Annotated in this window: 14 protein-coding genes, 1 pseudogene and 1 riboswitch; of the genes and pseudogenes, 7 read left to right on the forward strand and 8 right to left on the reverse strand. The window is 66.7% G+C overall.

The annotated features are described in order from the left end of the window. The first annotated feature begins 240 nt into the window (after nt 1-240). From IP69_RS15075 to gcvPB, 6 genes are all read left to right on the forward strand, one after another. Nucleotides 241-750, forward strand: coding sequence for an invasion associated locus B family protein (locus IP69_RS15075; protein ID WP_054143653.1), 510 nt, complete (start codon nt 241-243; stop codon nt 748-750). After that, on the forward strand, nt 747-1,358 hold the full coding sequence (locus IP69_RS15080) for a hypothetical protein (RefSeq protein WP_156323483.1): 612 nt from the start codon (nt 747-749) through the stop codon (nt 1,356-1,358). Before IP69_RS15075 ends, IP69_RS15080 begins: the two co-directional genes overlap by 4 nt. Before the next feature lie 110 nt (nt 1,359-1,468). Next, a riboswitch (glycine riboswitch) is annotated at nt 1,469-1,568 on the forward strand. A 162-nt stretch (nt 1,569-1,730) separates the two neighbouring features. Next, the gene (gene gcvT, locus IP69_RS15085) at nt 1,731-2,888 is read left to right on the forward strand and encodes a glycine cleavage system aminomethyltransferase GcvT (RefSeq protein WP_082359360.1); all 1,158 of its coding nucleotides are present in this window, start codon (nt 1,731-1,733) and stop codon (nt 2,886-2,888) included. A gap of 36 nt (nt 2,889-2,924) precedes the next feature. Then, complete coding sequence (gene gcvH, locus IP69_RS15090; RefSeq protein WP_054143656.1) at nt 2,925-3,299, forward strand: glycine cleavage system protein GcvH; 375 nt, start codon at nt 2,925-2,927, stop codon at nt 3,297-3,299. 165 nt (nt 3,300-3,464) lie between these two features. Further along, on the forward strand, nt 3,465-4,805 hold the full coding sequence (gene gcvPA / locus IP69_RS15095; RefSeq protein ID WP_054143657.1) for an aminomethyl-transferring glycine dehydrogenase subunit GcvPA: 1,341 nt from the start codon (nt 3,465-3,467) through the stop codon (nt 4,803-4,805). Beyond that, nucleotides 4,805-6,379 (forward strand): aminomethyl-transferring glycine dehydrogenase subunit GcvPB, encoded by a 1,575-nt coding sequence (gene gcvPB, locus IP69_RS15100; protein ID WP_054143658.1) that lies wholly within the window; start codon nt 4,805-4,807, stop codon nt 6,377-6,379. Before gcvPA ends, gcvPB begins: the two co-directional genes overlap by 1 nt. Nucleotides 6,380-6,384: 5 nt before the next feature. Here gcvPB and IP69_RS15105 read toward each other — a convergent pair whose 3' ends face one another. Next, the gene (locus IP69_RS15105; RefSeq protein WP_054143659.1) at nt 6,385-6,807 is read right to left on the reverse strand and encodes a type II toxin-antitoxin system VapC family toxin; all 423 of its coding nucleotides are present in this window, start codon (nt 6,805-6,807) and stop codon (nt 6,385-6,387) included. Next, on the reverse strand, nt 6,804-7,067 hold the full coding sequence (locus IP69_RS15110; RefSeq protein ID WP_054143672.1) for a type II toxin-antitoxin system Phd/YefM family antitoxin: 264 nt from the start codon (nt 7,065-7,067) through the stop codon (nt 6,804-6,806). Before IP69_RS15110 ends, IP69_RS15105 begins: the two co-directional genes overlap by 4 nt. A 180-nt stretch (nt 7,068-7,247) precedes the next feature. Between IP69_RS15110 and IP69_RS15115 the strand changes: the two genes are divergently transcribed. Next, the gene (locus tag IP69_RS15115) at nt 7,248-8,486 is read left to right on the forward strand and encodes a L,D-transpeptidase family protein (protein WP_054143660.1); all 1,239 of its coding nucleotides are present in this window, start codon (nt 7,248-7,250) and stop codon (nt 8,484-8,486) included. Between the two features lie 192 nt (nt 8,487-8,678). Here the strand turns inward: IP69_RS15115 and IP69_RS15120 are convergent, their stop codons facing one another. From IP69_RS15120 to IP69_RS15145, 6 genes and pseudogenes are all read right to left on the reverse strand, one after another. Beyond that, nucleotides 8,679-9,155: an ATP F0F1 synthase subunit B gene (locus IP69_RS15120; RefSeq protein ID WP_054143661.1), complete on the reverse strand. Its 477-nt coding sequence runs from the start codon at nt 9,153-9,155 to the stop codon at nt 8,679-8,681. Between the two features lie 112 nt (nt 9,156-9,267). Beyond that, entirely contained in the window at nt 9,268-9,873 is a 606-nt protein-coding gene (locus IP69_RS15125) for a hypothetical protein (protein ID WP_082359361.1), read from the reverse strand. Nucleotides 9,874-9,963: 90 nt separating this feature from the next. Further along, a complete protein-coding gene (locus tag IP69_RS15130; protein ID WP_054143662.1) occupies nt 9,964-10,191 on the reverse strand; it encodes a F0F1 ATP synthase subunit C in 228 nt (75 codons plus the stop codon). 74 nt (nt 10,192-10,265) lie between these two features. Beyond that, a complete protein-coding gene (locus IP69_RS15135; RefSeq protein WP_054143663.1) occupies nt 10,266-11,027 on the reverse strand; it encodes a F0F1 ATP synthase subunit A in 762 nt (253 codons plus the stop codon). 46 nt (nt 11,028-11,073) lie between these two features. Beyond that, nucleotides 11,074-11,424, reverse strand: coding sequence for an AtpZ/AtpI family protein (locus IP69_RS15140; protein ID WP_197279898.1), 351 nt, complete (start codon nt 11,422-11,424; stop codon nt 11,074-11,076). A 231-nt stretch (nt 11,425-11,655) separates the two neighbouring features. Further along, nucleotides 11,656-13,712: pseudogene (locus IP69_RS15145) on the reverse strand (chromosome segregation protein SMC); the annotation flags it as partial.

Below are 13,712 nucleotides of genomic sequence, written 5' to 3' on the forward strand. Positions count from 1 at the left end.
GCGAGCCGCCGACGCATCCCGTGCGGCATAATCACGCGAGATCGATCCGCATGCCGGGGCGATCGAGGTTCTTCGCCTTGACAGGGCGGAGTCTGCATGGTCCCAACGCTGATCTTATCAATGAGCAGAATGCAGGGCTTCCTTGGCACGTCCGGCATTCTGCCCGAATGCTCCTGTTCAACAGGGCGCAATTTGGTGTCGAGTCCGGCGAAGGCGCCGTGGTGTGGAGGAATCGCAACGATGGGTAAGATCATCGGACCTGTCTGGGCGACAGCCCTGACGCTGGCCGGGGCTGCCCTGGGCGTGAGCCCGGCGCTCGCGCAGGGCGCGGTCAAATCCACGCATGGCGACTGGCAGATGCGCTGCGAGGTTCCGCCCGGCGCCAAAACCGAGCAATGCGCGCTCGTCCAGAACGTCGCGGCCGAGGACAGGCCGAATCTGACGCTGCTGGTGATCGTGCTCAAGACAGCCGACCAGAAAAGCCGGCTGCTGCGCGTGGTCGCGCCGCTCGGCGTGCTTTTGCCATCGGGCCTCGGCCTCAAGATCGACGACAAGGACATCGGCCGCGCCGGTTTCGTGCGCTGCCTGACCACGGGCTGCGTCGCCGAGGTGGTGATGGACGACACGCTGCTCGGGCAGCTCAAAGGTGGCAAGAGCGCCACTTTCATCGTGTTTCAGACGCCGGAAGAGGGGGTGGGCGTGCCCGTCTCCCTGAACGGCTTTGGCCCCGGCGTGGAGACTTTGCCGTGAGTGATGCGCTTTTCCGTCGGCACAGCCTGCTGGCTTTGCCGCTTCTGTGTCTTGGCCTGGCCGGCTGCGGCTCGTCGGGTTCGTCGTCGGGCCAGCCGAGCGCGATGCAGACGCTCGGCAATGTCGTGATGTTCCAGTCGACGACACCGCCCCCGGCCGACCAGTTGCCGACGGATGAGGAAGACGAGCGGCTGATCTGCCCGGAAGTGATCATCGCCGATGGCGGCGCGGCCGTCCGCGCCCAGTCGGGGCCCGACAGCGGCAGCCTGCGTCATCAGATCTCGATCCTGAATGTCGCGCGCGAATGCACGCCGACCGGCAATGGCGGATTCCGGCTCAAGGTCGGGGTCGAAGGCCGCATCCTGCTCGGCCCCGCCGGCGGTCCTGGCACCTATGGCGCGACGCTGACGACGCTCGTGACCCGCGGCTCGACGCAGGTGGCCCGCCGCGCCGCCCGCGTCGGTGGCACCGTGGCCTCGGGCCAGGGCGGCACCGATTTCTCCCATGTCGAGGATGGCATCGTGGTCCCCGCGGGCCGTAGCGATGTCGAGATCATCGTCAGCCTCGGCAGCGGAGCGGCCACCCCCGCCCGCGCGCGCCGGCGCTGATCGACGGTCCTGACCGGGCGCCGCTGCAACAAGCCGCGGGCGTTGCCTGTTAAGAAGGCAGCGCCGCAATTGACTAAGCCGCGCCGTCTTGTATCTCTGCCTCCAGCCGCAACATCCCCGCGGGAGAGACTGGGACTGGTTTTGGCCAGACCCGGCGCCGAAGGCGCAACCGCCCCGGAAACGCTCAGGCAAACGGACCGCGTGGGAACTGGCACTCTGGAAAGCGGCGGGGGAAACTCCGTCCACCGACGGGTGTAACCTGTCCGGCGCAACGTCGCTGGCTCGGGGAAATCTCTCAGGTTCCAAGACAGAGGGGGCGCGTTCCGGACACAGCCGTCCGGGGCTTGCGCTTGTCTCTGGAAGGGGCCGTCGATGGATGCCGCTGTTGCCGATGCCGGGGTTATGCCCCAGGCGACTGTACTCAAGACTCCGCTCCATGCCCGCCATGTCGCGCTCGGCGCCCGCATGGTGCCCTTCGCCGGCTACGATATGCCGGTGCAGTATCCAACTGGCATTCTGACCGAGCACAACTGGACGCGCGAAAAGGCCGGCCTCTTCGACGTCTCGCATATGGGCCAGTGCTTCCTGGTCGGCCCCGATCACGAGACGGTCGCCCGCGCTCTTGAAGCCCTGATTCCCGCCGACATCGTCAATCTCGCGCCGGGCAAGCAGCGCTATTCGCAGCTTCTGAACGAGGACGGCGGCATCCTCGACGATCTGATGGTGACGCGCTCCATCGATCCAGACGAGGACGGCGCGCTCTATCTCGTGGTCAACGCCGCCTGCAAGACGCAAGACTACGCTCATATCGAGGCGCGGCTCCCGGCCAATGTCAGGCTGGTCAAGGCCGAGCACCGCGGCCTGATCGCGCTGCAGGGGCCTGCCGCAGAAGCGGCGCTGGCATCGATCGCGCCCGAAGCCCGCGAGATGGGCTTCATGACCTCGCGCACGATGAAGGTCGCCGGCATCAAGGCCAATGTCAGCCGCTCGGGCTATACCGGCGAGGACGGCTACGAGATCTCCGCCGCCGCCGGCAAGATCGGCGAGATCTGGGACACGCTGCTGCTCGACGCGACCGTCAAGCCGATCGGGCTCGGCGCGCGCGATTCGCTGCGGCTCGAAGCGGGCTTGTGCCTCTACGGCAACGACATCGACACCACCACCTCTCCGGTCGAGGCCGCGCTGACCTGGTCGATCCAGAAGCGCCGCCGCGAGGAAGGCGGCTTCCCCGGCGCCGAGCGAATCCAGCGCGAATTTGCAGACGGCGTCGCGCGCGTCCGCGTCGGTCTGCTCCCCGAAGGCCGCGCCCCGGCGCGCGAGGGCGCCGAGATCGCGACCCCCGAGGGCGAGATCGTCGGAAAGGTCACCTCCGGCGGCTTTGGCCCAACCCTGAACGCGCCCTGCGCCATGGGCTATGTCGCCAAGGCCTATTCAGCGCCTGGCACGCAGCTCCATCTGATCGTGCGCGGCAAGCCGTTGCCGGCGGTCGTGGCAGCGATGCCCTTCGTTCCCAACGGCTACAAGCGCTGAACCTCATCCCGTTTTCTGCTTCCGGAGACTGAACTCATGTCCGAGACCCGCTACACCAAGGACCACGAATACATCCGCGTCGAGGGAGACACCGGCACGGTCGGCATCACCGACTTCGCCCAGGGCCAGCTCGGCGACGTCGTCTTCGTCGAGCTGCCCAGCCTCGGAAAGACCGTCGCCAAGGGCGGCGAGGCGGCCGTGGTCGAGAGCGTCAAGGCTGCCTCGGAGGTCTATGCCCCCGTTTCAGGTGAGGTCGTCGAGGTCAACAGCGCGCTTGAAGCCGCGCCCGGTACGGTCAACGAGGACCCCTCCGGCAAGGGCTGGTTCCTCAAGCTCAAGCTCACCGACGTGGCCGAGCTCGAGGGCCTGATGGGCGAGGCCGAATACCAGAACTACCTCAAGACGCTGTGAGCAACAGCGGCGTCATCCTAGACAAGCGGCGAAGCCGCGCAGCTCCGGGATCCATCATAGAGCACCGTCGAGTCCTGTGATGGATCCCGGACGACCTTCGGTCGCCCAGGATGACGTCGTGGTCTGGCCGGCCTCATCGCCCATTGAACGATACGGACATTCCCCATGCGCTATCTCCCCCTGACCGACACCGACCGCGAGGACATGCTGGCGCGCATCGGCGTGGCCGATGTCGACGCCCTGTTCTCCGATGTGCCAGCCGACAAGCTCCTGACGGCGCCGGTCGATCTGCCCCGCGCCAAGGGCGAGCTCGAGGTCGAGCGCATCATGGCGAAGATGGCGGCGCGCAACGTCGCGGCCTCCTCCGTGCCGTTCTTCGTCGGGGCCGGCGCCTACAAGCACCATGTCCCGGCCACGGTGGACCATCTGATCCAGCGCTCCGAGTTCCTGACCAGCTACACGCCCTACCAGCCCGAGATCGCGCAAGGGACCCTGCAATATCTCTTCGAGTTCCAGACGCAGGTCGCGGCGCTGACCGGCATGGATGTCGCCAACGCCTCGATGTATGACGGCTCGACCGGCACCGGTGAGGCCGTGCTGATGGCGCACCGCGTCACAAGGCGCAAAAAGGCCGTGCTCTCGGGCGGCCTTCACCCGCATTATGCCGATGTGGTGCGCACGCTGTCGGAAATGGCGAGCGACACGGTCGTCTCGCTGCCGCCGGACGTCACCGCAGGCGAGGACATCCTCGCCCGGATCGACGACGAGACCTCCTGCGTCGTCGTCCAGAACCCCGATGTCTTCGGCAATCTGCGCGACCTCAGGCCGATCGCTGCCAAGGCCCATGCCCATGGCGCGCTGCTGATCGCGGTCTTCACCGAGGTGGTCTCGCTGGGCGCCATCGAGCCGCCGGGCGCGCAGGATGCCGACATCGTCGTCGGCGAAGGCCAGTCGATCGGCAACGCCCTGAACTTTGGCGGGCCCTATGTCGGGCTCTTTGCCGCCAAGTCGAAATACATCCGCCAGATGCCGGGAAGGCTGTGCGGCGAGACGGTCGACGCCGCCGGCCAGCGCGGCTTCGTGCTGACGCTGTCCACCCGCGAGCAGCACATCCGCAGGGACAAGGCGACCTCCAACATCTGCACCAATTCCGGCCTCTGCTGCCTGGCCTTCACCATCCATATGACGCTGCTTGGCCAGGCCGGGCTGGAGCGCCTCGCGCAGGTCAACCACGCCAATGCGGTGGCGCTCGCCGATGCGCTGGCGGGCGTGAAGGGCGTCACGGTGCTCAATGACAGCTTCTTCAACGAGTTCACCGTGAAGCTGCCCAGGCCCGCCGCCGAGATCGTCGAGGCGCTGGCCGAGAGAGGCATCCTCGCCGGCGTGCCGGTCTCGCGCCTGCTGCCGAGTGCAGGGCTCGACGATTTGCTCCTGGTCGCTTCGACCGAAGTCAACACGAACGAAGATCGAGCAGCCTTCTTGGCGGCGCTCGCGGAGGTGCTGTGATGCTGAACCGTCAGGGACGTCCCACGCAAGGGTCGGTGTCCGCCCATGAGCCGCATGCCACCTTCACCGGCAACCGCGCGCTGCAGCAGATCGAGCCGCTGATCTTCGAGATCGGCCATCCCGAGACCACCGGCGTCGACATCGACGCGCCGGCTCCGTTCAAGTCCCGCCTCGGCAGCCACGCGCGCAAGGGCGAGATCGGCCTGCCCGGTCTCTCCGAGCCCGAGGCGATGCGCCATTATGTGCGCCTGAGCCAGAAGAATTACGGCATCGACACGGGGCTGTTCCCGCTCGGCTCCTGCACGATGAAGCACAATGCCCGCCTCAACGAGAAGACGGCGCGCATGCCGGGCTTCTCCGACGTGCACCCGCTCCAGCCGGTTTCGACCGTGCCGGGCGCGCTCGAGGTCATGCTCGAACTCTCGCATTACCTGATGACGCTGACCGGCATGCCCGCCGTGGCGCTCTCGCCGAAGGCCGGCGCCCATGGCGAGGCCTGCGGCATGATGGCGATCAAGGCCGCCATCGCCGCCAAGGGCGAGGGCGCGACCCGCAATGTCGTGCTCGTCCCCGAATCGGCCCACGGCACCAACCCGGCGACCGCGGCCCTGATCGGCTTCTCGGTGCGCTCCGTTCCGGCTCGCGAGGACGGCACGGTCGCGGTCGAGGACGTCAAGGCGCTGCTCGGGCCCGATATCGCCGCCATCATGCTGACCAACCCCAATACCTGCGGCATTTTCGAGCCGCAGATCGTCGAGATCGCCGCCGCGATGCACGAGGCCGGCGCCTATTTCTACTGCGACGGCGCCAATTTCAACGCCATCGTCGGCAAGGCCCGGCCGGGCGATCTCGGCGTCGATGCCATGCACATCAACCTGCACAAGACCTTCTCGACGCCCCATGGCGGCGGTGGCCCGGGCTCGGGCCCGGTCGTGCTGTCGGAAAGGCTCGCGCCCTTCGCGCCCGTGCCCTTCATCCATGTCGAGGGCGGCTCGGCCCGGCTCGTCGAAAACGCGGCCGACGCGCCCGCCGGCAACCAGCCCTTCGGCCGCATCACCGCCTTCCACGGCCAGATGGGAATGTATGTCCGCGCGCTGACCTACATGCTCAGCCATGGTTCGGACGGCATGAAGCAGGCCTCAGAAGATGCGGTTCTCAACGCAAACTACATCCGGGCCGGCCTGTCGGACCTGATGTCGCTGCCCTTCCCCGACCACCCTTCCATGCACGAGGCGCTGTTCGACGACGAGTGGCTGAAGGGCACCGGCGTCACCACGCTCGATTTCGCCAAGGCGATGATCGACGAGGGCTATCATCCGATGACGGTGTATTTCCCGCTCGTCGTCCATGGCGCCATGCTGATCGAGCCGACGGAGTCGGAATCCAAGGCCTCGCTCGACCTCTTCATCGCGACGCTGCGCGACCTCGCCATGGCAGCCAAGGGCAATGACAAGGCCCGCTTCACGGGCGCGCCCCACCACGCCCCGCTGCGCCGCCTCGACGAGACCCGCGCCGCCCGCCAGCCGGTGCTGAAATGGGTGCCGCCCGTGCCGCTGGCGGAGGCCGCAGAGTAGGGGCGTCAGGCGGCCTGCCAAGGATCGAACAGGGTCAGGTCGAGCCTGGCGAAGTCTCGCGTGTTTCGCGTGACGAGTGTCAGGCCGTGGGCAAGAGCAGTCGCGGCGAGGAGGCCGTCCATCGCCTGGATATTCGCGCCTCGGCGCTGCGATAGGGCCATGAGGTCGCCCCAAGCTCTGGCCACGGCCGGATCGACATCAAGGACACGATCACCGAAGCGAGCAGGAAGATCATATGTCAGCCAGTTCTCGAGCATCTGCCGTCTGCGGCCGTGATCGAGACAGGCAACGCCATAGCGAACCTCGGCAAAGGAAATGACGCTGACATAGAGCTGATCTTCCCTGGCATCGACAAAGCGGGAAACCTCAGGTGCGGGGCCCGATTTGATCAGTTCGGAAATGACATTGGTGTCGAGGAGATAGCTCACAGGTCGATCTTGCGCGGAGGGTGGTCAAGTCTGACGAGATCGATGCCGCTGTCATGAAGCGGTGAATTCTGAAAAAATTCGGTGAGCGTCCCTTTGCGGGCTGTCTTCCGCTCCCATTCCTCGATCGAAACGAGGACAGCTGCCGGCCGCCCGTTACGGGTGACGGTCTGGGGACCTTCGCTTTCAGCTTTCTCGATCAGTTCGGAGAAGCGCGCCTTTGCCGAGGCGACGCTCCAGCTTTGCTTGGTGATCATGTTCATGCGCAGCCCCGTGAGTAAAATGACCATTGTGGTCACGATAGTCATATAGGAGGCCGCCCGCAATCGGACGCCGCGAAACATTCCGATACGTAAATCTCCGTGCCGCCTTAAGGCTTCCTTGACCATATGCGAGGGATGCTTCGCGTCATGCGTCCGTGACGCAATGTGGGATCGACCGCGATGGCCGTGCGTTTCGTCAAAGCCTCTGTTGCCGCCCTGGCCCTCTTGCTTGGGGCTGCGGGGGCGCGCGCCAATGAGCCGAGCTATGGCCCCAACACCTATGATCGCACCCTCGAGGCGCTGATCGCCCATGAGGACATCGCCGGGCGCGGCGGCTGGCCGAAGGTGCCTTCCACGGTCACGCTGCTCAAGCCCGACATGCAGGGCCCTGATGTCGCGGCGCTGAAGCAGCGCCTCATGCTGAGCGGCGATCTGCCGCCCGAGACGCTGCCGGGCGATGTCTACGATGCCAATGTCGTCGCCGCCGTGAAGCGCTTCCAGATCCGTCACGGCCTGTCCGATCTCGGCACGGTCGGACGCCTGACGCTCAAGGCGATCAACACCCCCGTGGAAACCAGGCTCAATCAGCTCACCGCCACGTTGGAGCGGCTAAAGGGCAACGGCTTCTCCTTCGCCGAGCGCTATGTCGTGGTCAACATCCCCGGCGCCAGCGTCGAGGCGGTCGAGAACGGCATCGTGCAGCGCCGCCATCTGGCCATCGTCGGCCGGCCCGATCGGCCGTCCCCGGTGCTGCAGGCCAACATCACCTCGGTCAACCTCAATCCGACCTGGACGGTCCCGACCTCGATCGTCAAGGCCGATATCATCCCGCATATGCGCAAGGATCCTGGCTTCCTCGCCAAGTCGCATATGCGGCTGCTCGGCGCCGAGAACCGCGAGATCGATCCCGCCACGGTCAATTGGGCGACGCTGACATCACCCTATTTCACGGTCCGGCAGGACCCGGGCCCCGACAATGCGCTCGGGCAGATGAAGATCGACATGCCCAACACGGAAGCGATCTACCTGCACGACACCCCCAAGAAATCGCTGTTTCGCAACGATGTCCGCTTCAACTCCTCGGGCTGCGCCCGCGTCGAGGGCGTGCGCGATCTCGGGGCCTGGCTGCTCGAGGGCACCGAATGGACCTTGCCGGCCCTCGAGGCGGAGATTGCCAAGGGCGAGCGCAAGAACATCTCGCTCAAGAAGTCTGTACCCGTCGCGTGGGTTTATCTGACCGGATGGCAGGGTGCCGACGGACTCGTCCAGTTTCGCGAGGACATCTACGGGCTCGACACACCGCAAGGGATCGTCACATCGACCATTCCCGCGCGCAAACCCAGGCCGAAGCTGATCGGGACCGGAGAACCGGCCAAGCCGGCTGCGGCTCGCGGGCCGGCAAAGACAGCCGCCAACTGAAACGGCCGCTTGGGCAGCCGATCACCGATCCGGTCGGGGGGCCGCTCCGCCAATCATCTGGTTGCAGCGATCTGAATACGGCCGTTGACGTTCGGCCACGAAAAACGCCGCAGCCCGGAGGCCGCGGCGTCGAGGTGAGAACGATTGAATGTCAGGACCGTGTGCGCTCTCGGGCCGCCGGCAGCGGGCGCCTCAGTTCAGCTTGGCCTTGACCTCGCTCAAGCCGGTGGCAAACAGCGCGTCGCCCGTCTGGCCGCCGACCTGGGCACGGATGATAATCTCGGCCGCCTTGGTGGCCGCCTCGGCGGCAGCCGCTCGGACCTCCGCTTCGGCCTGCACCTCGGCCTGGGCGATTTTCTCTTCGGCCGATTTGGTCCGGCGGGTGACGAAATCGTTCAGCTTGGCCTCGGCCTCGGCCGCGAGACGCTTGGCCTCGTCATTGGCTGCGGCGATGATCGAGGCAGCTTCCGATTCCGCCGCCTTGCGCTTGGCCTCGTACTCCGCCAGCAGCTTTTCGGCTTCGATGCGCAGACGGCGCGCCTCGGCGAGTTCATGGGCGACCTTCTCGCCGCGCGCGTCGAGCGCAGCCACGATCGCCTTCGGCACGCCGAAATAGGCCAGGATGCCGAGGAAGATGAAGAATGAGACGCCGACCCAGAAAGTATCCATCTGTCTTCTCCTCAGAGCGTTTTCAAGCGAAGTGGATACCGGTTCGCGTCGAGAAAACGCATCGAAACAAAAAGCCGCAACGCATCACGATCCGCAGGGATCGTGAACGCCATCAGCTGCGCGCCAGAACCTGATCGACTGCCTCGGACGCCTCGGTGGCGCTCGGGGCCTGTCCTGTCAGCTTGGTGACGATCGCAACCGCGACGTCGCTGCCAAGACTGCGAACATTGGTCATGGCGCTGGCCTTGGTCGTGGCGATGGTCGCTTCGGCCTGGGCGAGCTTGGCTGCGAGTTCACCCTCGACCGTCAGACGGCGGGCGTCGGAAGCCTTGGCGCTGGTGTCGCGCGAAGCCTGGGCGATGCCCTGGGCATTCTTGCGCGCCTCGGCCAGGGCCGCCTCATAGGCGATGGCGGTCTCTTCCGCCTTGGCCTGCATCCGCGCGGCATTGTCGAGATCGCGCCCGATGGCCTGGGCACGTTCATCGAGGATCGCGCCCATGCGGGGCAGGGCGATCGTCGACATCAGCCAATAGAGCGCGCCGAAGCTGATGGCGAGCCAGAACAGCTGGCCGGCGAAGGTGGCCACGTCGAAGGGGGGGAAGGCGGCTTTTTCGCCGCTCAGGGGCGGCGTCGCGGCACCGGCCGCGCTTGCCACCAGCACGAAGGCGGCAACGCCGGCCAGACCTTGCCTGACGAACCGTGAAGATCGAACCGGCATGGGCTGCCTTTCAGCGGAAGGAAATCGAAAGTCGCGCCCGGGCCCGAGATTGGGCTTCGGGCGCAACAGGAAGGCAGTGGTCGAAACGGATCAGACCACGAAGAGCAGGATCAGCGCCACGACGAAGGCGAAGATGCCCAGGCCTTCGGCAAGCGCCGCGCCGATGAAGGCGCGCGGGAACTGGCCGTCGGCCGCCGAGGGGTTGCGCAGCGCGCCGGAGAGGAAGTTGCCGAAGATCGTGCCGACGGCGATGGCGGCGAGGCCCATGCCGAGGCAGGCGATACCTGCGGCGAGATACTTGGCAGCGACGGGATCCATGAGTTTTCTCCAGGTGACAGGTTAACGGACGAGGGAGCGGAAAGGGTGAAGGTGGATGCTCGCGAAGGGCTGGTTCAGTGGCCCGGATGGAGCGCATCGTTGAGATAGACGCAGGCCAGGATGGCGAAGACATAGGCCTGCAGGAATGCGACGAGGAATTCGAGCGCCGTCAGCGCCACCGCCAGCATCAGCGGCAGCGGGGCGAGCACCGTGAAGATGCTGATCTGCGCCGTCAGCATCACGACGAACCCGCCGAAGACCTTGAGGCCGATATGGCCGGCCAGCATGTTGCCGAACAGGCGCAGCGCCAGAGAGACCGGCCGCGAGGCGAAGGAGACGACCTCGATCAGGACCATGAAGGGAATGAGCCAGCCCGGCGCGCCGGACGGCACGAAAAGCCCGAAGAAATGGCTGCCATGCCGCATGATGCCGTAAATCAGCACGACGCTGATCACGAGCACGGCGAGCCCGGTCGTGACGATGATGTGGCTCGTCACCGTGAACGAGCCCGGGATCATGCCCAGCATGTTGGCCGTGAGCACGAACATGAACAGGGAGAAGACGAGGGGGAAGAACTTCATGCCTTCCTTGCCCATCACGCCGGTGACGGTGGAGGCGACGAATTCGTAGATCATCTCGGCAAGCGACTGCAGCCGGCCGGGAACGACCGAACGCTGGCTCGAACCGTAGATCATGATCGCCGAGATCACGGCAACCGTGAGGGCCATGAACAGCGAGGCGTTGCTGAACGACAAATCGAGGCCGAACGGCCGCAAGCCGATGATCGGCGTGATCTCGAATTGGTGGATCGGATCAATTCCGCCGCCAGCCGCCATTGTGTCTCAGCCCCTTGTCGTGCGGCCTGTCGGCCGCCAGCCTCGGTCAGTCCTTCGGCGCGCCGTCCTTCGACCCTGAGGTCGGACGCGAACCGAGCCGATAGACGGAACGCAGCCCTGCAATGGCCCCGATCACCAGGAAGATGATCAGCAGGAACGGCGACGTTCCCAACCACCGGTCTGCGAGGATCCCGATCAGGGCGCCCGCGATGATGCCGCCTGCGAGATCCGTCGCGGCGCGAAAGCCTGAAGACACGGCGCCAACCATGGCGCCGTCTTTTCCAGCCGGGCTCGCGCCCGGCTTTTCGCCCCCTTCAGCCTGCCCGAGGGCGGTCTTCAGGGAACCCAGTCTTGCGCGCAACTCCGAGTCTGAGGCGTTTTTGTCGGGTTCGGACATGTTGGTGGCTCCTTGCATCATCGTGACATGGCCACGATCCAGCAAATAACCACACGATCCCTGTCCGAGCCCGCGCATCGAGCCGTCGTCAGCACGGCCTCCTTTATTGCCCGTCCCGGATGCTGTCAAGGCAGGCAAATCAGGCGTAACACGTTGTAATATCTATAAATTCAGCTCAACTGCGACATTCTTGCCGCAGTGCGAAGACGATTGTGGGGTTTTTTTGGCGCTTCAGAGCGCTTCGCGGATGCGCTCGGCCGTTGTGAGATCGACCGAGACCATCTGGCTGACGCCGCGTTCGGCCATGGTGACGCCGAAGAGCCGGTCCATCCGCGCCATGGTGATCGGGTTGTGGGTGATCAGGATGAAGCGGGTCTGCGTATCGCGCGCCATCTCGTCGAGTAGGTTGCAGTAGCGTTCGACATTGGCGTCGTCGAGCGGCGCATCGACCTCGTCGAGCACGCAGATCGGGGAGGGATTGGTCAGGAACACCGCGAAGATCAGCGCGATCGCGGTCAAGGCCTGCTCGCCGCCCGAGAGTAGCGTCATCACCTGCGTCTTCTTGCCCGGCGGGCGGGCGAAGATCTCCAGCCCCGCATCGAGCGGGTCCTCGGCATCGACCAGCTTCAATTCGGCGGTGCCACCGCCAAACAGAACCGAAAACAGCCGCTGGAACTGCCCGTTGACGATCTCGAAGGCGGCGAGCAGGCGCTCGCGCCCCTCGCGGTTCAGCGCCCCGATCGCCTGCCGCAGCCGGCGGATCGCCTCGCCGAGATCGTCGCGCTCGGCGGTCAGCCCCTCGCGCTTGGCCTTGACCTCGGCCAACTCGTCCTCGGCCCGCAGATTGACAGCGCCAAGCCGTTCGCGTTCGGCCTTGAGCCCCGACAGACGCCGCTCGACCCCCTCCTGCTCCGGTGGCGGCTGCCCCGCTTTCAGGCCGGCGAGTTGGGCAAGCCCGTCGAGGCCGGTGCCCAGCCCGTCCTGGATCTGCCGGATCACATCCGCCACGCGCTGGCGCGCCGCTTCCCGTTTCGCCTCAGCGGCGGCGCGGATCTCGCGGGCTGCGGCAAGCCCGTCGAGCGCGATCCGGGCCTGCCGGTCGGCCTCCGCGAGAGAGGCCTCGCCGATCGCCAGCGCGTCGGCGGCAGCCCGCCTTGCCGTCTCGGCACTTTCGATTTCGCCGACGAGCCGGCGGCGCTCCGTCAGGAAGGTGTCGGGGGCTTCGAGCAACGCTTTCTGCTCGGCGACGACCGCCGCGATCCGCCGCTGCGTCTCGGCGGCCGTCTGGCTGCTGCCGGTCGCGCGCTCCCGCCAGGCGGCGACGTCGCGGGCAATGGCGGCCCGTCGCGTGAGCCGCAGATCGGCCTCGCGCGACAATGTCTGCACCCGCGCTCGCGCGTCCGATGCCGCGATGCGTTGCTCGCCCAGCACGACGCGGGCCCGCAGCAGCGCGCTCTCCAGTTCCGCCGAAGGTTCCAGCGCCGCGATTGACTGCTCCTGCGCACCCGCCTGCGTTTGGGTCTCGCTGAAGGTCTGCCCCACGCGTGCGATCGCCTCAGTCAGGGCCGAGCGCCGCGCCGCCGTCTCGGCGGCCTTGCGTTCGGCGGCGGAAAGCTGCTCGCGGGCCTGGTCGAGTGTCCGGCGCGCCAGTCTTGCGGCGTCGAGCTTGGTCGCCTCGGCCTGCGCCATTGCCCTGGCCTCGTGCGTCGCGGCGTCGAGCGCATCCCTGGCGGCCTCGGCGGCTTCCTGCGCGGCTTGCGCTTCGCGTTCGAGATCGCCGAGCCGGTTCTTCTCGGCGAGGCGCCGGGCAGCGGGGGAGGGCGCCTCTGCCGCGCCGGTGAACCCGTCCCAACGCCAGAGATCGCCCTCGCGCGACACCAGCCGCTGGCCCGGCTTCAACACCTCCCGCAGGCGCGGGCCGTCGCCGCGCGCGACGACGCCGATCTGGGCCAGGCGGCGCTTCAGCGCAGCCGGGCCGCGGACATGCAGAGCCAGTGGCTGCGCGCCCTCGGGCAGGGTCGGATCGTCGCTGCCGGAGCCGGTGTCGCGCCAATGGCTCGGCGCCGCCAGATCGGTTGCCGCATCGAGATCGTCGCCGAGCGCCGCGCCCAGCGCGATTTCAAAGCCCTTCGCGACGGTGATGGCTTCGAGCGCCGCCGGCCAGCGGCCGCCGCTCACTGGGGCCAGCAGCTTCTGCAAGGTCCGGATTTCGGTTTCGAGCCGCTGCGCCTTGCGGTCGGCCTCCGCCAGCGGCGCGCGCATCTGCGTCTCGCGCTCGCGGGCGCCCG

The organism is Allobosea sp. AAP35, assembly GCF_001295925.1.
In the GTDB taxonomy this organism is placed as follows: Bacteria; Pseudomonadota; Alphaproteobacteria; order Rhizobiales; family Beijerinckiaceae; genus Allobosea.